This is a genomic window from Aneurinibacillus migulanus, from assembly GCF_001274715.1.
In the GTDB taxonomy this organism is placed as follows: Bacteria; Bacillota; Bacilli; order Aneurinibacillales; family Aneurinibacillaceae; genus Aneurinibacillus; species Aneurinibacillus migulanus.
In genome coordinates this window covers 1-17305 of sequence record NZ_LGUG01000009.1, presented here as the reverse complement: position 1 = coordinate 17305, position 17305 = coordinate 1, and the positions used below count along the sequence as shown (strand labels likewise).

25 protein-coding genes are annotated in these 17305 nt (G+C 45.4%); 23 read left to right on the top strand and 2 right to left on the bottom strand.

Annotated features, from left to right (window positions below):
* The first annotated feature begins 11 nt into the window (after positions 1-11).
* The 20 genes from rpmD to AF333_RS27120 all read left to right on the top strand — a co-directional run bounded on the left by rpmD (position 12) and on the right by AF333_RS27120 (position 13543).
* Positions 12-197 (top strand): 50S ribosomal protein L30, encoded by a 186-nt coding sequence (rpmD, locus tag AF333_RS27215; RefSeq protein WP_043066247.1) that lies wholly within the window; start codon positions 12-14, stop codon positions 195-197.
* A 31-nt stretch (positions 198-228) separates the two neighbouring features.
* A complete protein-coding gene (rplO, locus tag AF333_RS27210; protein WP_043066248.1) occupies positions 229-669 on the top strand; it encodes a 50S ribosomal protein L15 in 441 nt (146 codons plus the stop codon).
* A complete protein-coding gene (secY, locus tag AF333_RS27205) occupies positions 669-1976 on the top strand; it encodes a preprotein translocase subunit SecY (RefSeq protein WP_043066249.1) in 1308 nt (435 codons plus the stop codon). Before rplO ends, secY begins: the two co-directional genes overlap by 1 nt.
* Positions 1977-2021: 45 nt before the next feature.
* The gene (locus AF333_RS27200) at positions 2022-2675 is read left to right on the top strand and encodes an adenylate kinase (RefSeq protein WP_043066250.1); all 654 of its coding nucleotides are present in this window, start codon (positions 2022-2024) and stop codon (positions 2673-2675) included.
* Complete coding sequence (gene map, locus AF333_RS27195) at positions 2672-3418, top strand: type I methionyl aminopeptidase (RefSeq protein WP_043066251.1); 747 nt, start codon at positions 2672-2674, stop codon at positions 3416-3418. The genes AF333_RS27200 and map overlap by 4 nt, the downstream gene beginning before the upstream one ends.
* A 129-nt stretch (positions 3419-3547) precedes the next feature.
* Positions 3548-3766: a translation initiation factor IF-1 gene (infA, locus tag AF333_RS27190; protein ID WP_003322635.1), complete on the top strand. Its 219-nt coding sequence runs from the start codon at positions 3548-3550 to the stop codon at positions 3764-3766.
* An 83-nt stretch (positions 3767-3849) separates the two neighbouring features.
* Positions 3850-3963: a 50S ribosomal protein L36 gene (gene rpmJ, locus AF333_RS27185; RefSeq protein ID WP_021624742.1), complete on the top strand. Its 114-nt coding sequence runs from the start codon at positions 3850-3852 to the stop codon at positions 3961-3963.
* Positions 3964-3985: 22 nt separating this feature from the next.
* Positions 3986-4354 (top strand): 30S ribosomal protein S13, encoded by a 369-nt coding sequence (rpsM, locus tag AF333_RS27180; RefSeq protein ID WP_043066252.1) that lies wholly within the window; start codon positions 3986-3988, stop codon positions 4352-4354.
* Positions 4355-4369: 15 nt separating this feature from the next.
* Positions 4370-4768 carry a 30S ribosomal protein S11 gene (gene rpsK, locus AF333_RS27175; RefSeq protein ID WP_074715371.1) on the top strand — a complete coding sequence of 133 codons (399 nt, stop codon included), beginning with the start codon at positions 4370-4372 and terminating at the stop codon, positions 4766-4768.
* Between the two features lie 181 nt (positions 4769-4949).
* Complete coding sequence (locus tag AF333_RS27170; RefSeq protein ID WP_043066254.1) at positions 4950-5894, top strand: DNA-directed RNA polymerase subunit alpha; 945 nt, start codon at positions 4950-4952, stop codon at positions 5892-5894.
* A gap of 37 nt (positions 5895-5931) precedes the next feature.
* A complete protein-coding gene (gene rplQ, locus AF333_RS27165) occupies positions 5932-6297 on the top strand; it encodes a 50S ribosomal protein L17 (RefSeq protein ID WP_043066255.1) in 366 nt (121 codons plus the stop codon).
* Positions 6298-6424: 127 nt separating this feature from the next.
* Positions 6425-7258 carry an energy-coupling factor transporter ATPase gene (locus AF333_RS27160; RefSeq protein WP_043066256.1) on the top strand — a complete coding sequence of 278 codons (834 nt, stop codon included), beginning with the start codon at positions 6425-6427 and terminating at the stop codon, positions 7256-7258.
* On the top strand, positions 7243-8136 hold the full coding sequence (locus AF333_RS27155; protein ID WP_043066257.1) for an energy-coupling factor transporter ATPase: 894 nt from the start codon (positions 7243-7245) through the stop codon (positions 8134-8136). Before AF333_RS27160 ends, AF333_RS27155 begins: the two co-directional genes overlap by 16 nt.
* Positions 8133-8936, top strand: coding sequence for an energy-coupling factor transporter transmembrane component T family protein (locus tag AF333_RS27150; protein ID WP_043066258.1), 804 nt, complete (start codon positions 8133-8135; stop codon positions 8934-8936). Before AF333_RS27155 ends, AF333_RS27150 begins: the two co-directional genes overlap by 4 nt.
* A 42-nt stretch (positions 8937-8978) precedes the next feature.
* Positions 8979-9782 carry a tRNA pseudouridine(38-40) synthase TruA gene (gene truA, locus AF333_RS27145; RefSeq protein WP_235497038.1) on the top strand — a complete coding sequence of 268 codons (804 nt, stop codon included), beginning with the start codon at positions 8979-8981 and terminating at the stop codon, positions 9780-9782.
* Positions 9783-10041: 259 nt separating this feature from the next.
* Positions 10042-10479 carry a 50S ribosomal protein L13 gene (gene rplM / locus AF333_RS27140; protein WP_043066260.1) on the top strand — a complete coding sequence of 146 codons (438 nt, stop codon included), beginning with the start codon at positions 10042-10044 and terminating at the stop codon, positions 10477-10479.
* A gap of 18 nt (positions 10480-10497) precedes the next feature.
* A complete protein-coding gene (gene rpsI, locus AF333_RS27135; protein ID WP_043066261.1) occupies positions 10498-10890 on the top strand; it encodes a 30S ribosomal protein S9 in 393 nt (130 codons plus the stop codon).
* Positions 10891-11063: 173 nt separating this feature from the next.
* The gene (locus AF333_RS27130) at positions 11064-11507 is read left to right on the top strand and encodes a hypothetical protein (RefSeq protein WP_043066262.1); all 444 of its coding nucleotides are present in this window, start codon (positions 11064-11066) and stop codon (positions 11505-11507) included.
* 121 nt (positions 11508-11628) lie between these two features.
* Entirely contained in the window at positions 11629-12348 is a 720-nt protein-coding gene (gene cwlD, locus AF333_RS27125; protein ID WP_043066263.1) for an N-acetylmuramoyl-L-alanine amidase CwlD, read from the top strand.
* 67 nt (positions 12349-12415) lie between these two features.
* Entirely contained in the window at positions 12416-13543 is a 1128-nt protein-coding gene (locus AF333_RS27120; RefSeq protein WP_043066264.1) for an Mrp/NBP35 family ATP-binding protein, read from the top strand.
* A 78-nt stretch (positions 13544-13621) separates the two neighbouring features.
* Here AF333_RS27120 and gerD read toward each other — a convergent pair whose 3' ends face one another.
* Entirely contained in the window at positions 13622-14323 is a 702-nt protein-coding gene (gene gerD, locus AF333_RS34000) for a spore germination lipoprotein GerD (RefSeq protein WP_043066265.1), read from the bottom strand.
* A gap of 202 nt (positions 14324-14525) precedes the next feature.
* Here gerD and AF333_RS27110 point away from each other — a divergent pair, with 202 nt between their 5' ends.
* On the top strand, positions 14526-15122 hold the full coding sequence (locus AF333_RS27110) for a KinB-signaling pathway activation protein (RefSeq protein WP_043066271.1): 597 nt from the start codon (positions 14526-14528) through the stop codon (positions 15120-15122).
* A gap of 19 nt (positions 15123-15141) precedes the next feature.
* Here AF333_RS27110 and pdaB read toward each other — a convergent pair whose 3' ends face one another.
* On the bottom strand, positions 15142-15903 hold the full coding sequence (gene pdaB, locus AF333_RS27105) for a polysaccharide deacetylase family sporulation protein PdaB (protein WP_043066266.1): 762 nt from the start codon (positions 15901-15903) through the stop codon (positions 15142-15144).
* 147 nt (positions 15904-16050) lie between these two features.
* Here pdaB and AF333_RS27100 point away from each other — a divergent pair, with 147 nt between their 5' ends.
* Both AF333_RS27100 and AF333_RS27095 read left to right on the top strand, forming a co-directional pair.
* A complete protein-coding gene (locus AF333_RS27100; protein ID WP_043066267.1) occupies positions 16051-16707 on the top strand; it encodes a stage II sporulation protein M in 657 nt (218 codons plus the stop codon).
* A 109-nt stretch (positions 16708-16816) separates the two neighbouring features.
* Positions 16817-17041 carry a hypothetical protein gene (locus AF333_RS27095; RefSeq protein ID WP_407638702.1) on the top strand — a complete coding sequence of 75 codons (225 nt, stop codon included), beginning with the start codon at positions 16817-16819 and terminating at the stop codon, positions 17039-17041.
* Positions 17042-17305 lie beyond the last annotated feature (264 nt).

The window sequence follows — 17305 nt, the reverse complement described above, 5'->3', positions numbered from 1 at the left end:
GGGACTGACTCATGGCAAAATTACAAATCACCCTCAAAAGAAGTCTAATTGGTCGTACGCAAAACCAAAGAGCAACTGTAGCAGCTCTTGGTCTTCGTAAACTTAACCACACAGTCGTTAAAGAAGACAATGCGGCTATGCGCGGCATGGTGGAAAAAGTGAAGCACATGGTTGAAGTAAAGGAAATCGCTGAGTAATAGATAACTTGCGTAAAGAGGAGGTGCAACGATGAAATTACACGAAATCAAACCTGCTGAAGGGTCCCGCCACACTCGTAAGCGTGTAGGTCGCGGTATTGGTTCTGGTAACGGAAAAACGGCCGGTCGTGGACATAAAGGTCAAAACGCCCGTTCCGGCGGCGGTGTTCGCCCTGGTTTTGAAGGGGGTCAAAACCCGCTGTATCGTCGTTTGCCGAAGCGCGGTTTTACAAACCCGAACCGCAAAGTGTATGCTGTAATCAATCTTGATAGACTGAACCAATTTGAAGAAGGCACAGTAGTAACGCCTGAATTGCTTCTTGAAGTTGGTGTAATTAAAAATGCACGTGATGGCGTGAAGATTTTAGGGAATGGAGAACTTAACGTGAAGCTGACGGTTCAAGCCCAGAAGTTTTCTCAATCTGCAGTTGAGAAGATTGAAGCTCTTGGCGGAAAAACCGAGGTGATCTGATGTTCTCCACGATTGCCAATGTATTTAAGATTGCCGACTTGCGTCGAAAGGTTATTTTTACCCTTTTGATGCTTGTCGTCTTTCGAGTTGGCAGCTTCGTTCCAGTGCCGAACATTAATGTATCGGTACTTGAACAGCTGTCACAGCAAAATAGCATCTTCGGACTCTTAAATACATTTTCGGGCGGTGCCCTGCAGAACTTCTCTATCTTTGCGATGGGGATTATGCCATACATCACCGCTTCGATTATTATGCAGCTATTGTCGATGGACGTTGTTCCGACATTTACCCAGTGGTCAAAAGAAGGCGATATTGGCCGTCGTAAAATTGCCCAGGTTACTCGTTATTTCACGATCGTACTGGGCTTGATTCAGGCAGTCGGTCTTTCCATCAGTTTTAATAGAATGATGCCTGGACTAGTGAAGGATCCTTCTTTTATGACATATGCGATGGTTGCGATTGTACTGACCGCAGGAACTGCCTTTCTTATGTGGCTTGGAGAGCAAATCACAGAAAAAGGCATCGGAAACGGTATTTCTATCATTATCTTTGCAGGTATCGTAGCTGCGATTCCAAACGGTGCGAAACAGTTGTATGCCTCAGAGTTTATTGGCGCTGAGGATCAGATGTTCCTAAATATTGTTAAAGTATTGGGCATTCTGCTTGCGATTATTCTCATCATTGTGGGAATTGTTTTCATCCAGCAGGGAGCACGTAAGATTCCTGTGCAATATGCGAAACGCGTTGTAGGCAGAAAAATGTACGGTGGGCAGTCCACACACATTCCGTTGAAAGTAAACAGCGCCGGTGTTATTCCGGTAATCTTTGCTTTATCGCTGATTATTTTCCCTCCTACAATTGCTCAATTCTGGCCAGGGCATCCCGTTTCCAACTGGGTGATTCAAACGTTTGACATCCAGACGTTTAGTTCTCAGAATTGGATTGGCATGGTACTGTACGTTCTCCTTATTTTCGGATTTACGTATTTCTATGTACATGTGCAGGTTAATCCAACGCAGATGTCTGACAACATGAAAAAGAACGGCGGATATATCCCAGGCATACGTCCAGGAAATGAGACAGCCCAATTTATTACTCGAACGTTAAACCGAATTACTTTGGCAGGAGCAACATTCTTGGCACTTGTATCCATTCTTCCGGTCTTCTTCTCAAAGGTGAGCGGACTGCCGCCTTCGATTCAGATTGGTGGAACGGCCATCCTTATCGTCATCGGGGTAGCTCTGGATACAATGAAGCAAATTGAAAGCCAACTTGTAAAGCGCCACTACAAAGGGTTTATTAAGTAATACAAAAGATAGGCTGTGAACTTACTGACGTATGGAGGGGTAGAGATGAATATTATCTTAACCGGATTACCGGGAGCGGGAAAAGGAACCCAGGGTGAGAGAATCGTCGAGGAATTCGGCATTCCGCACATCTCGACCGGCGATATGTTTCGCGCGGCCATCAAAGAAGAAACAGAGATGGGCAAACAAGCAAAGTCGTACATGGACCAGGGGCTCTTAGTACCGGATGAAGTTGTGATTGGTATTGTAAAGGAACGTTTAGGCAAAGCTGATTGTGAGAAAGGCTTTATGCTTGATGGTTTTCCTCGCACGATGGCACAGGCGGAAGCGCTCGACGCAACGCTTGCAGAATTGGGACGCAGTATCGACCATGTAATCAATATCGATGTGGATCGCAGCATTTTGATGGAGCGGCTAACTGGCCGCCGCATCTGTAAGAACTGCGGCGCTACGTATCATGTAATATTCAATCCTCCTTCTCAAGAAGGGATTTGCGATAAGTGCGGCGGGGAGTTGTACCAGCGGGATGACGACAACGAAGCGACCGTTGCGACTCGCCTCGATGTAAACATCGAACAATCCGCCCCAATTTTGAAGTATTACAATGAAAAAGGATTGCTCCGTAACATTAACGGACAACAAGATATAAACAAAGTTTTTGAGGATGTTGCACAAGTATTGAGAGGTCAAGCTCAATGATTATATGCAAGTCCAACGCAGAAATCGAGATCATGAGAGAAGCGGGACGCCTCGTTGCTCTCACGCATAAAGAGCTGCAAAAAGCGATTCGTCCGGGCATCACTACAGGTGAGTTGGACGCGATTGCGGAAACTTTCATTCGCAAGCATGGAGCGAAACCTTCTTTCAAAGGGTATGGAGGCTTTGCAGGTAGCATATGCACTTCAGTTAATGAAGAACTTGTTCATGGTATTCCAGGCAATCGCAAGCTCAATGAAGGGGATATCATCAGCCTTGATATCGGTGCTGAGGTAGACGGTTATCACGGAGATTCCGCTTGGACATACGGAGTGGGTCAGATTTCCCAAGAGAATCAGCATTTGCTTGATATCACCGAGAAATCTCTCTATGAAGGATTGGCATTGGCGAAGCCGGATGCTCGTCTGACGGATATCTCGCATGCCATTCAGGTTTGCGTAGAGGAAGCCGGTTATTCTATTGTTCGCGAGTATGTAGGTCATGGCATCGGAAGGGATTTGCATGAAGATCCGCAGATTCCTAATTTCGGACCTCCAGGCCGCGGACCGAGATTAAAGGTAGGAATGGTATTGGCGATTGAGCCAATGGTTAATGCGGGTAAGCGTTATGTGCGTACGCTCGCAGATAATTGGACAGTCGTCACCGTGGACGGTTCCATGTGTGCTCATTTTGAACATACGATTGCAATTACTGAAGATGGCTATGAAATCTTAACCAAAGAATAAAATTGCAATTGTGTTTCCCTTTGGGATAGACATTGTGTTATGATTGCCGATGGGGATATTGTAGGTTTATCGACTGAGTTAAGAATACTTACGCATAAGCAGCCATGCTAAAGAAAGGAGAGTGGCTTTATGGCAAAGGAAGATGTAATTGAAGTGGAAGGTACTGTGATCGAACCTCTACCGAACGCGATGTTCCGCGTAGAGCTGGAGAATGGGCACAAAGTGCTCGCTCACGTATCCGGTAAAATCCGTATGCATTTCATTCGTATATTGCCTGGTGACAAAGTCACCGTTGAATTATCGCCGTATGATTTGACCCGCGGGCGGATCACATATCGCTACAAATAGAGCAGGAGACGTGAAGAGTTAGAGGTTAATATAGCCTCCACCCTCTAATATTTCCACTCTAGAAACGACAGGAGGTAATCCAAGTGAAAGTAAGACCATCTGTAAAGCAGATTTGCGAGAAATGCAAAATCATTCGCCGCAAAGGCAAAATTATGGTAATTTGTGAAAATCCGAAGCATAAGCAAAGACAAGGCTAATCTATAAGGAGGTGCATGCTACATGGCACGTATTGCTGGGGTTGATTTACCTCGTGACAAGCGCGTAGTTATCGCGTTAACTTACATTTTCGGCATTGGCCGTTCCACTGCTGCTAAAATCCTGAGCGAAACAGGTATCAATGAGAACACTCGTGTTCGTGATCTGACTGAAGAAGAAGCAGCTAAGCTTCGTGAATATATCGACAAGACTGTTAAAGTAGAAGGGGATCTTCGTCGTGAAGTATCTCTGAATATCAAACGTCTAATCGAAATCGGTTGCTACCGTGGTGTTCGTCACCGTAAAGGTCTGCCGCTTCGTGGTCAGCGTACGAAAACCAATGCACGTACTCGCAAAGGTCCGCGTCGTACCGTTGCGAACAAGAAGAAGTAAAGGGGGTAAATGAAGTTGGCGAAAAGAAAAGTAGTTGCGACGCGTACTCGTCGTCGTGATCGCAAAAACATTGAAACTGGTATAGCGCATATCCGCTCTACATTTAACAATACGATCGTTACTATCACTGACCCGCACGGAAATGCAATCTCCTGGGCTAGTTCTGGTGGTCTCGGTTTCAGAGGTTCTCGTAAAAGCACTCCGTTTGCTGCACAAATGGCTGCTGAGCAAGCTGCGAAAGCTGCAATGGAACATGGCATGAAGACTGTTGAAGTTCTGGTTAAAGGACCGGGTTCCGGTCGTGAAGCTGCAATCCGTTCCTTACAGGCTACTGGATTGGAAGTTAACATGATTAAAGACGTAACACCTATTCCTCACAATGGTTGCCGTCCACCAAAACGTCGTCGTGTATAATTTGGCAGCAAGTCGCATAAACTAACAGTTTAAAAAGTTATACACCTGTGCATACTATTATAATATGACACGAACAGGTCTGTGCTTTGGTTGCGATTTACTGGTAACCGCCAAGGGGAATTCCGGTCGTGGACCTTAGACCCGTCCGGAATTTTCGACGTTTTGAAGGAGGGTTTGTTTGATGATCGAAATCGAAAAGCCAAAGATCGAAGTGGTAGAAGTAAGTGATGACTCTACCTATGGCAAGTTTGTGGTAGAGCCTCTTGAGCGCGGATACGGCACAACACTCGGCAACTCTCTGCGCCGTATTTTGCTCTCTTCACTACCAGGTGCCGCAGTAATTAGCGTTGAAATCGATGGGGTTCTTCATGAGTTCTCCACGATCGAAGGCGTGGTAGAGGATACTACCCAGATCATCTTAAATGTAAAAACTCTTTCTCTCAAAATCCATTCGGACGAAGAGAAAGTGCTTGAAATCGATGCGGAAGGCTCCGGTGTCGTGACCGCTGCTGACATTCGCGCAGACAGTGATGTCGAGATTCTGAATCCGGAACTGGTAATCGCAACGATGGAAGAGGGAGCTCGTCTCCATATTCGCATGGTTGCTAACCGTGGACGCGGTTATGTGCCTGCCGATCAGAACAAACGCCCGGATTTGCCAATCGGCGTGATTCCGATTGATTCTATCTATACACCGATCAACCGTGTGAACTATCAGGTAGAAAACACGCGTGTAGGTCAAGTAACAAACTACGACAAGCTAACGCTTGAAGTATGGACGGACGGAAGTATTCGTCCAGAAGAGGCAGTTAGCCTCGGTGCGAAGATTATGACGGAGCATCTAAATCTGTTTGTAGGACTCACCGACGAGGCACAAGAAGCCGAGATTATGGTTGAGAAAGAAGAGGACAAGAAAGAGAAAGTGCTCGAGATGACTATCGAAGAACTTGATCTTTCAGTTCGTTCCTACAACTGCCTGAAGCGTGCCGGTATTAATACTGTGCAGGAACTGACGCAGAAAACGGAAGAAGATATGATGAAAGTCCGTAATCTTGGCCGTAAATCGCTTGAAGAAGTACAAGAAAAGCTCGAAGAGCTCGGTCTTGGACTTCGTAAAGACGATTAAGGAACGATAGATTGTTTGTCTTAAGGAGGGAAAAAGCATGGCATACTCTAAATTAGGCCGCAATAGTGCTGCTCGTAAAGCTCTGTTTCGCGATCTGGTAACTGACCTGATCATTAACGAGCGCATCGAAACAACGGAAAGCAAAGCGAAAGAAGTTCGTTCTATCGCTGAAAAAATGATTACGCTGGCTAAACGCGGTGACCTGCACGCTCGTCGTCAAGTAGCCGCTTTTGTGCGTAAAGAAGTAGCGGATAAAGAGACCAACCAGGATGCAATCCAGAAACTGTTCGATACGGTTGCACCTCGCTTTTCTGAGCGTCAAGGTGGTTATACTCGCATCTTGAAAATTGGGCCTCGTCGCGGAGACGGCGCACCAATGGTATACCTTGAGTTAGTTGAATAGTTAGCACTGGCGCAAGAAAGGGTGAGGTTGAAATCACCCTTTTTTTGCATGGAAGAAAATAAATGTAAAGATTTGTAGTTTCCTATTACTAAATTTCGAGCGCTAGTTTGAAAGTGGTGTCATAGTTGTGAGTAAAGCTATCATAAGTCTGACCGACGTTTCATTCTCATATGAAGGAGCGGAGGATAAGGCATTACAAGGCGTTTCATTTACGGTAGAAAAGGGCGAGTTTCTCTCAATTATCGGACATAATGGATCTGGAAAATCAACGTTGGCAAAGCTATTAAATGGTCTTCTGCTGCCCTCGGAAGGGAAGATAGAAGTAAATAGTATCGCAACCGCAGATGATGCACGTATTTGGGAAGTGCGAAAGGCAGTAGGAATGGTATTTCAGAACCCGGATAATCAGTTTGTCGCGCCGACTGTGGAAGATGACATCGCTTTCGGTATGGAAAACATTGGTGTCCCTCCTTCAGATATGGAAGCGCGAATTCAGGACGCGCTGGAGCAGGTGAATATGACTGAGTTTCGTACCGCTGAGCCAAATCGCCTGTCTGGCGGGCAGAAACAACGTGTAGCCATTGCCGGAGCGCTTGCGATTCGACCGGCGGTACTTGTGCTTGATGAAGCTACGGCTATGCTTGATCCGAGAGGACGTAAAGAAGTGCTTGAGGTTGTACGGCGGATGAATCGAGAAGCCGGAATGACGGTTATCCAGATTACCCATTACCTTGAAGAAACGTTGGATAGCGATCGGATTATGGTTATGGACGGAGGTATGCTTGTAGGCGAAGGAACGCCTGAAAGCATCTATCAGAAGGTGGACTGGCTACGTCGTCTCGGTCTGGATGTGCCGTTTGCCTGTGACTTACAGTACCGACTCCAGCAAAAAGGTTTCCGCTTTCCGACACTGAAAATGACTGGGGAAGGAGTGTTGGACAGCTTATGGATATCCGATTAGAGAATGTTGAATATACGTACTCTCCCGGCACTCCGTTTGCTTATCAGGCACTCCGCGGTGTCTCATTGCATATTCCTCATGGCCGATATGTCGCGATTATCGGCCATACGGGCTCAGGTAAATCGACGCTTATTCAATTATTGAACGGCTTGCTTTCACCGACAGAAGGGACAATGCAGGTTGGGGAATTTACGTTGCCGCCCAAGAAGAAAAAAGGGATGGAAAAGCTGCGTCAACAGGTAGGTCTCGCGTTTCAATACCCAGAGTATCAATTATTTGAAGAAACGGTACGTAAAGATGTCGCTTTTGGCCTTATCAATATGGGACTACCTCAGGAGATGATTCCAGGACGCGTAGATGCGGCTCTGCGGCTTGTTGGGCTTGATCCGGATAAGTATGGAGACAAATCCCCTTTCATGCTTAGTGGCGGGCAGATGCGGCGTGTAGCGCTGGCGGGCGTGCTTGTGATGAGTCCGCAAGTGTTGATTTTAGATGAGCCAACGGCAGGATTAGACCCGGCGGGACATCATGCGATTCTTGATATGATTGCCCAGGTGCACCGTGAAGAAGAGCGTACGACTATTCTTGTGACGCATAGCATGGAAGACGCAGCACGCTACGCGGATTATCTCTATGTGATGAATGAAGGACGCGTATGGATGGAAGGAACACCGCATCAGGTATTTCAAGATCCGGCAAAGATTCGTCAGGCAGGATTAGAGTTGCCGGAGATTACCCGCTTTATCTTTGAATTCAATGAGAGAGTTCGGGTAAGTGGAAGCAAAATCGCTCCTCTCCCGTTTGATATTTTCGATGCGGAAATGCTGACGAATGAGTTGGCACGACGTTTCGGACGGAAGGAGGGGAGCAGGGGATGAGTTTTTTGAATTCGATACCGATCGGACAGTATGTACCCCGTAATTCGTTTTTGCACCGGTGCGATCCGCGCAGTAAGCTCTTATTTGTCTTCTTTTTTATTATTTTTATTTTCCTGGCGAATTCGTTGTATGCATTTCTGTTCGTTGCTGCCGTAAGTGTTATCGGCATCGTGCTGTCCCGCATTCCTGTAATTTATGTTCTTAGGGGACTCAAGCCGGCACTTTGGATTATTCTTCTGACCGTTGTATTGCAGATTTTTACGAACAAGGAAGGCGAGCTTCTTTTCTCGTGGAAGTTCATCGAGATTCACGAAAAAGGGCTTGTGAATGCAGGATTTGTATCAGCACGTATTATTCTTTTAATGATGTCGGCGTCCTTGCTCACGTTGACCACGTCACCGATTCAATTAACGGACGGACTGGAAAGTTTGTTTTCACCTTTGCGCCGTTTCAAGTTCCCGGCGCATGAATTGGCGTTAATGATGTCCATATCCCTGCGCTTTATCCCTACGCTTCTGGAAGAGACGGACAAAATTGCGAAAGCGCAAATGTCCCGAGGAGCCTCTTTTTCTAGTGGATCAATTGTTAAGCGGATTAATGGAATTATACCGTTGATTGTCCCGTTGTTCGTTCAATCTTTTCGTCGGGCGGAGGAGTTGGCGTTTGCGATGGAAGCCCGTGGATACCACGGGGGAGAAGGACGCACGAAGTATCGACAGCTCCGTTATGGTGGTCGGGACGCTATGCTTCTTGTAATGATGATCGTAATAGCAGTGGCTGTCTTGTTGCTACGTGCATGAGTATGCAAGAAGATTCTGATTGATTGGCTTTGTAAGGAAAGGATGAAGGATACATCAATGGAATGGCGCAAGATTAAGCTTACGTTTGGCTACCAGGGGACGGCTTACTATGGCTTACAGCGGCAAACGAATGGACCGAGTGTACAATTGGAGATAGAGAAGGTGCTGGCACGCGTACTTCAGCACGAGACTGTAATTGTTGCATCTGGACGAACTGATTCGGGTGTGCATGCGCGTGAGCAGGTAGCTCATTTTCGCACGACGAGCCGAATTCCAGCTGAACGGCTTATCCCGGCTATGAATACGCTTCTGCCGGATGATATTGTCGTGCTGAATGCTGAGGATGTCCCGATGGATTTTCATGCCCGCTATCATGTCGTCGAGAAGACGTATCGCTACCGGCTACTCAATCAGTCTATTCCTGATCCATTTCTTCGTGAATGGTCACAGCATATTAAGGCACCGCTCGATTTGGAGAAGATGCGTGCAGCGGCGGACTATCTAATCGGGACACATGATTTCACTTCATTTTGTTCGGTACGAACAAGGGTTGAGGATAAGGTGCGGACCATCTATGAGATTCGTATCGAGGAATACGAGCGTGATGCTACACTCCCACACCAGGGCAAGGATATCTGGCTGACATTCCGGGGTAATGGTTTCTTGTACAATATGGTTCGTATTATTGTAGGCACACTGGTGGAAGTAGGCAAGGGCAAGTGGCAGGTTGATGACGTTAAAACAATGCTTGAAGCCAAAAATCGCGATGTAGCCGGCATCACTGCTCCACCACACGGCCTCTACCTCTGGAAGGTAGAGTATAGGAAAAGTTGCGATAGTAAGTAAAAGGCACCATCACTGTCTCCATCTTGGAGATAGGGACGACAGAAAAAACTTCTTGCAAGAAAGAAACAGATATATTTTTCCAGTCATTTCATCCTGTCAACGCTACCTGGTGTATAATTTTTTCTTGACTTCATCACCTAATATGTAGTATCATCAAATTCGGTATTTTAAAACCCACTATGCCCCGAATATGTCGGTTTTTAAAATATAATGGTTAACGGAACATTTGTGAAATGCACGCTTTTTAGGAGGGAAAACAATGCGCACCACATACATGGCCAAGCCACTCGAAGTAGAGCGTAAATGGTATGTAGTTGATGCTGAAGGGCAAACGCTTGGACGTCTTGCCAGTGAAGTAGCATCCATTCTTCGTGGAAAATTCAAACCTGAGTTTACACCACACGTTGATGCCGGCGATTTCGTCGTTATTATCAACGCTGAAAAAATCCAACTGTCCGGTAAAAAAATGACAGATAAGTTCTATTATCGTCATTCCGGCTATCCGGGTGGATTGAAAGCAACTTCAGCCGGTCAAATGATCGCAACGAAGCCTGAGCGTATTATCGAGCTTGCTGTTAAAGGCATGCTGCCGAAAAACCGTCTGGGTCGTAAGCTGATTACAAAGCTGAATGTATATGCGGGCACTGAACATCCACATCAAGCGCAACAACCTGAAAAATGGGAACTGCGCGGGTAGTAAAAGGAGGGTAAATTCGTGGCACAAGTTCAATACTACGGAACAGGTCGTCGTAAAAACTCCATTGCACGCGTTCGCCTTGTACCAGGCGATGGTCAAATCATCATCAACAAGCGTTCAATGGATCAATTCTTTGGTCTTGAAACTCTAAAACTTATCGTAAAACAACCGCTCGTTCTTACCGAAACAGAAGGTAAGTACGACGTACTCGTAAACGTAAATGGCGGCGGTACAACAGGTCAAGCGGGTGCGATCCGTCATGGTATCTCCCGTGCGCTGTTGGAAGCTGATCCGGAGCTTCGCGGTGCATTAAAATCCGCTGGCTTCCTGACTCGTGACCCGCGTATGAAAGAGCGTAAAAAATACGGTCTTAAAGCGGCTCGTCGTGCGCCTCAGTTCTCCAAACGCTAATTTGGAGTCCATTCATATACACACTCAAGCTCAATCCTTTTGGATTGGGCTTTTTTGATGGAAAAAAGGACGAGCGAAGGCGCTTGCGATTTTTTCTTTTTTCTTCATGTATGAGTCAATGAAAAGGGAGGCAATCCTAAAGCGAAGACCATAAGATAAAGCAAGGTGATTGCATGGAAAACAACATCGTTTCTTTTGAAAAACATGCCCGAACCCGAGATGAAAGCATCCGAAAAAGGGCGATGAATGGCATCGACCGGAAAGAGGTGTACGAATACTACACCAGCGTCATCGATATTTCCATCCGTCATCTTACGTTGCTTCAGCGCTACCTGATCGAAGAATACCTAGCTGAGATCATTTGTGAATTCTTCTTTCGTGGAGTGGACGCAAGTAAACAGTACGGAGCGGGCCGAACCACCAAGGAAATCGAGCATAGCTATACAAAAGAGCATTTTTCCACGATTTATTCCCTTGCAAATGAATACCGATTATCTCGCCATATTGGGGAGTGGGACGTGTATTCTGTCTCCATTATTGCCGAGGATGTGGCACTTAAGTGGTTCCGTAACGGTCTATCCTATGGGAAAAAACAACGCAAATTAAGACTACTGTAACAGCAAAAAGCGGGCTTTTATAACAAAGCTCGCTTTTTTGCTGTTTGAGAACACCTAATACGAATAAACATGGAGGTTGTACATATGTTGTAGTAAAAGAGGTAACGGGGAGGAACGGGTCGTGCTAAGACGAAAAGCATTGAGTTGGCTGGGGGCGCTACTGCTTCTTGTAACATTGTTTACATACAACATGCCGGCAGATGATGAATCATGGTCCACATGGTCGCTGCCCTTATCCGGAAAAATCATCGTAGTTGATGCTGGACACGGGGGCCCGGACGGAGGAGCGAAAAGTAAAGCCGGCTTGATCGAGAAAGATGTAACGCTACCTATCAGCTTATTCTTGCGGGATTTTTTGCAGGAAGCTGGAGCGCTTGTCGTCATGACCCGGGAAACCGATATTGACCTAGCTAATCCAGGTACGAAGGGTTTGAGTAAAAGAAAAACAGAGGATCTTCTGAGTCGGGCAAGACTGATTAAAGAAAAGGAGGCTGACTTGCTAATCAGCATCCATCTGAATGCCATTCCATCTCCGCGTTGGAAGGGTGCACAGACTTTTTATTCTCCAACTCTTAAAGGATCAGGCCAGGTAGCCCACTTGATTCAGGATGAGATTAAGCGTGTGGTAAATAATACAGACAGAACCGCCAAAAAAACGGGCGACATTTTTATTCTGCGCGCAGTTGAATGTCCAGCTGCATTAGTAGAAGTCGGCTTTTTATCCAATGAGCAGGAAGCGAAGTTAATGGAATCCTCCCAGTATCAGAAGCAAATGGCTAATGCTGTCTACCAGGGGATTCTGCGTTACTACTCCGGTGAAACTGTGGAAGGCGTACAATAAACTTTGGAGGATAAATTGCGGGGTGGTATAATGAGGGAAGTACGTCATTTCGAAGAGGTGAACCATATTGATTACAGAAGAGAAAGTATTAGAAGCTCTCCAGGGAGTCGAAGATCCGGAAATCCACCGCAGCGTAGTAGAGCTGGGCATGGTACGCAATATTAAGATTGATGACAATAAAGTAGAATTGGACGTAATCCTGACGATTCAAGGCTGTCCATTGAAAGTAAAGATCCAGGAAGATGTAGAAAACGCAATTAAAGCGTTGGGTGCGCAAGAAGTAGTTGTGCATTTTGGAACGATGACTGATGAAGAGCGTGCACGGGTTGCAGCGTTAATCCGTGGTGGTAATGCGGCTCCTACGGCTTCCGCACCGAATGGAGGGACTGTGCAGGGTCACGGTGCGGGTCTGCAGCAAATTTCTCCGCTGCTTGCACCGGATTCTAAAACCCAATTCATTGCTGTAACAAGCGGGAAGGGTGGCGTAGGTAAGTCAACCGTAACAGTTAACCTAGCTGTTTCTCTGGCACGTATGGGGAAAAAAGTTGGTGTTATCGACGCGGATATTTACGGTTTTAGTGTACCGGATATGATGGGCATTACTCAGCGTCCTGTTGTGGTAGAAAATATGGTAATGCCGGTACAGCGATTCGGAGTGAAAGTCATCTCCATGGGCTTTTTCGTCGAGGACAACTCGCCGATTATTTGGCGTGGTCCGATGCTAGGGAAGATGCTTCGCAATTTCTTTACCGAAATCCATTGGGGTGAGCTTGATTATATGATTCTGGATTTGCCACCGGGAACGGGTGACGTGGCGCTTGATGTGCATCAGATGATCCCGCAAAGCAAGGAGATTATCGTGACTACGCCACATCCGACTGCAGCATTCGTTGCCGCACGTGCTGGTGCAATGGCGATTCGTACTAATCATGAAATTCTCGGCGTGGTTGAGAATATGTCTTACTATATCAATAAAGATGGACAGAAAGATCCGATTTTTGGCAGTGGCGGTGGAGAGAAACTGGCGGAGGAGCTACAAAGCGAGTTATTGGCACAAATTCCGCTTGGTCAACCGGAACCGATGCGTGATGAAGAGCGTTACGGTCCTTCCGTATATCAGGAAAGCGAATTGATTGGAGAAATCTATATGAAGCTAGCCAGAGAAGTTGATCAAAAAGCGAACATTACCGCGTAGTTGATAGGGTTTGATACAGACAAACGGAAGAGAAGGTAGGCCTTCTCTTCCGTTTGTTTTTAGGTGAGGTATGAAGGATTATTGTCCTCCACCACCGCCTCCACCACCACCACCTTGTCCACCTTGACCTTTGCCGCCCTGTCCACCTTGCCCACCTTGTTTGCCTTCTTTTTCTTTACCTTTACCCTGCTCAGGCTTTATCATTTGCTCCTGAGCTTTTTGGGCGATATTAATCATTTCAAGGCGAAACATCGGACTTTGTAGTGACTCTTTCATGATGGTCATGGTTTGCTGGCGATAGGCCGGACTTTTCATTGTCTCTAGGACCATTCTTTGATATTCGGGGTCCTTCATAACATTGAGCATCATCTTCTGATATTCAGGATCCTTCATTAAGTCTTTGATAAGTTTTTTATTTTCTTCCTGCATGGCTTTGGCCATTGAGTTTGCGAATTTTGGATCCTGCATCATTTGTTGTATCTGGGCTCCTGACCCTTCACCGCCACCGCCTTGACCTCCGCCGCCATCTCCGCCACCTCCGGCGTTTCCTCCACCCTGAATGCTTTGTGTGGACATGCGGTTTCCCTTCGTGGCTTCTTTTATGGCTTTTTTGCCTTCTTTTGTTTTGAGGATATCGACGACCATTTGCTTTGTTTCATTGTAGTTTGCGGATGTCGATTTTTCCTTCTGTTGATTTCCCCCGCCACAGCCGGTAAGGATAACCGCAAGCAGCAGAATGGAGGAAAGTGTATAAACTTTGGGAGTTGTAAAGCGTTTCATGCTGTCCTTCCCTCTTTTCTCGATTGGTGTGGCTATTCCTTAGCATGCGAAAGGGGAGTGTGGTTTATCCTGTTGAGATGAAAAGGGCACATGGTGGATGATGGCAGGTTTGGCGATTATGGCAAATGCGCGAAATTGCTGGTTTTTTTATAGAGCGGTTGGTACAATCATAAAGGGAGAAAAGGAACATGGGGGTATATCGGTGACATTACGGAAGTGGTCTTTTCTTTTTTATACAACGCTTCTTATTGGAGCAGTCGGCGCAATAATTTCGGGTTCGCTCATCGGACAGGAGCAGTTGGATGGTGGATTTGCTAATTTTGGCATGGCTCTTATTGGAAGCCTACTTGCGGGCTTAATGTTTAGTGTGGTCAGTCAGATGGGTTTTTTTGCGTATTTGACGCTGAATTATCTTGCGTTGAGCGTTTTTAGACGCAAAAGTTTATGGACAGGAATACAGGTTATTCTAATTGCATTTGTATTTGTTGATTTTGTCGTACTGAGGCACGATATTTTTGCAAAACATGAGCCGATGCTTACTTATATATGGCTTCCGCTTGGCCTATTGGCGTATGCTACTGTAGTGGCGTACTTCAAAGTTAGAGCCACTAATGCTTCGGCTTGGATTCCGACCATCTTCTTTATCTTTGTTGTCACGATTCTTGAATGGATTCCAGCGTTGCGAGAGAATAATCCCAAATCAATGATTATGATGATCGTACCTCTCCTGTTGTGCAATACATGGCAGATTATGCAATTGCACCGTATTTTGCAGAAAAACGAAAGCCCGGCGAAATAACCGCCCGGCTTTTTCTTATTTATTGCACCTCTTTTGTCTTTACTTTTGTATCTGCCATAAGTTCAGAAACTGTAACGAATTCATATCCCTTCCCACGGAGTTGATCGATAATTGTAGGAAGTGCCAAGTGTGTCTGCTTGCATGAATCACTGGCGTGCATAAGAACGATATCGCCTGGGTGAGCTTTTCCTACTACATTTTGCACAATTTGCTCGGTTCCGGGATTCATCCAGTCTTTTGAATCGGTGTCCCACTGAACAACCGTATAACCCATCTTGTCCGCAATCTTAAGAACTCGTTTGTCAAAATCTCCGTTTGGTGTGCGGATAAGATTGGGAGCATTACCTGTTAGCCCCTTAAGAGTTTCATGGGCTTTTCCGATTTGAGCCTGAATTTCTTCATCGGTTAAGCTACTGTAGTTGACATGTTTATGACCGTGAGAACCGATTTCATATCCCATGTCCTTGATTCGTTTAACGATTTCCGGATGAGTTTCGCTCCAGGGAGAAGAGAGAAAGAACGTTGCTTTTTTTACGCCCTTTTTTTCCAGAATATCGAGAATCGGTCCGGTCCTTTCCTCGCCCCAGCTAATATCGAATGTGAGTGCGAGTTTTTTCTCTTTCGTATCTACTTTATAAATTGCATTCGGACCGTTCTTTCCGGACGTAAAGATAGAAATGTTGTCTCTTTCTGCCCAGGCAATGCCTATGGCGAATAAAGCAGCTGTCAAAATAATAAGATACTGTTTAAGGCGTCTGGCATTTACAATCCAAAACAAAATTACACCCCCTTACAGGCTTAATCCTTGTCCATTACATATGTATGCGAATGAGACAAGGATATGTCTGCCGAATAAGAAGAATGCAAAGAAAAGAATTATGATATTATCAAGAAGGGAAAACTGCATAGGAAAGGAGAGCGGAAGGTAATGATACGAAGACTGGGAAACATTGTCCGTAAGAATAAACGATATATATGGATTGGCTTAGCGTTAATGTTGCTCGGCATTTTCCTCGGCTATGCGAATGCAGAAGCCATTAAACAGGCGGCAAAACAGATGATGGATAGCATCCAACGTATTGCCAAGGATATTAACGATGCGAATAATCCGATGTATACATTCTGGGTAATTTTTGAGAACAACGTGATGGCTGCGTTTAGCATGGTAGGGTTAGGAATCTTTTTCTTTGGCTTGTATCCAGCTCTTGGACTTGTCACCAATGGGATTTTGCTTGGATTTTTGCTTAAAGTATATGCTAACGGTGGAGTAAATCCACTTAAAATTTTTCTGACCGGGATTTTGCCTCATGGGATTTTGGAACTTAGCGCGATTATTTTTGCTTCGGCAATTGGTATTAAGCTTGGTGTCTTAACGTATGATTGGGTAGTCAGCTGGTTTGTAAAAGAGCGTCGGGCTGGAGCAAAAGCCAGATTTGGAGAAATGCTTAGGGATTTGCCTCTTATTGTTGGGACGATCGTCGTTATGTTGTTCTTGGCTGCGATTATTGAAAGTACAGTTACACCACTGCTGATTCAGAATTTTATGGGGCAAGAAATGAATGTTGTAAAAGATATGTTTAAGTAAAGCTACGGGAAGCCATGCTTCGCCGTGGCTTTTCCTCCTTTTTCGGGTATAAAGAGTGCAATAAATTGGAAATATAATCCCGTATTTAATTGAGTGAAGAGGAGCGAGCATGCTTATGATGGGCTTTTTATTTTCCGCACGGGAATGTTCTGAGATTAAGTATTTAATTCGTAAGGAACTAGAAGAGGTGTTGTTTGATTTAGGTGACTATCGTACAGATGAGATTGTTCGCAAAACGATGGAGGAACGTTATCACATGCTCTTCAGAATGTATGCCAGGTTTGTATCACCAAAAGAGTTAGCTAAGTATATCCGAAACAAAAAGTATAAATGAATTATAAATATAATATTGACATTAGAACAGAATACGTGATATATTGTCTTTTGTCGCTGTTAAGACAGCATACAAACCCCCTTTAAAAAATAATCAACAGAAATTCTAAAAAAAATGTTGCTTTTTTAATTTGGGTTTGATAAGATATAAAAGTCGCCGCTGATGATTGAAGATGAGCGACAGAGTCCCTTGAAAACTGAACAGTGAAACTCGAATGTGTGCGAGTATATAAAAATTACCCACGAAAGTGACGAGTCGCTTTGT

Bases quoted from the DNA above. Each gene is read 5' to 3' on its own strand.
- rpmD (WP_043066247.1), top strand. From the start codon at position 12: ATGGCAAAATTACAAATCACCCTCAAAAGAAGTCTAATTGGTCGTACG.
- rplO (WP_043066248.1), top strand. From the start codon at position 229: ATGAAATTACACGAAATCAAACCTGCTGAAGGGTCCCGCCACACTCGT.
- secY (WP_043066249.1), top strand. From the start codon at position 669: ATGTTCTCCACGATTGCCAATGTATTTAAGATTGCCGACTTGCGTCGA.
- AF333_RS27200 (WP_043066250.1), top strand. From the start codon at position 2,022: ATGAATATTATCTTAACCGGATTACCGGGAGCGGGAAAAGGAACCCAG.
- map (WP_043066251.1), top strand. From the start codon at position 2,672: ATGATTATATGCAAGTCCAACGCAGAAATCGAGATCATGAGAGAAGCG.
- infA (WP_003322635.1), top strand. From the start codon at position 3,548: ATGGCAAAGGAAGATGTAATTGAAGTGGAAGGTACTGTGATCGAACCT.
- rpsM (WP_043066252.1), top strand. From the start codon at position 3,986: ATGGCACGTATTGCTGGGGTTGATTTACCTCGTGACAAGCGCGTAGTT.
- AF333_RS27170 (WP_043066254.1), top strand. From the start codon at position 4,950: ATGATCGAAATCGAAAAGCCAAAGATCGAAGTGGTAGAAGTAAGTGAT.
- rplQ (WP_043066255.1), top strand. From the start codon at position 5,932: ATGGCATACTCTAAATTAGGCCGCAATAGTGCTGCTCGTAAAGCTCTG.
- AF333_RS27155 (WP_043066257.1), top strand. From the start codon at position 7,243: ATGGATATCCGATTAGAGAATGTTGAATATACGTACTCTCCCGGCACT.
- AF333_RS27150 (WP_043066258.1), top strand. From the start codon at position 8,133: ATGAGTTTTTTGAATTCGATACCGATCGGACAGTATGTACCCCGTAAT.
- truA (WP_235497038.1), top strand. From the start codon at position 8,979: ATGAAGGATACATCAATGGAATGGCGCAAGATTAAGCTTACGTTTGGC.
- rplM (WP_043066260.1), top strand. From the start codon at position 10,042: ATGCGCACCACATACATGGCCAAGCCACTCGAAGTAGAGCGTAAATGG.
- AF333_RS27130 (WP_043066262.1), top strand. From the start codon at position 11,064: ATGGAAAACAACATCGTTTCTTTTGAAAAACATGCCCGAACCCGAGAT.
- gerD (WP_043066265.1), bottom strand. From the start codon at position 14,323: ATGAAACGCTTTACAACTCCCAAAGTTTATACACTTTCCTCCATTCTG.
- AF333_RS27100 (WP_043066267.1), top strand. From the start codon at position 16,051: ATGATACGAAGACTGGGAAACATTGTCCGTAAGAATAAACGATATATA.
- AF333_RS27095 (WP_407638702.1), top strand. From the start codon at position 16,817: ATGCTTATGATGGGCTTTTTATTTTCCGCACGGGAATGTTCTGAGATT.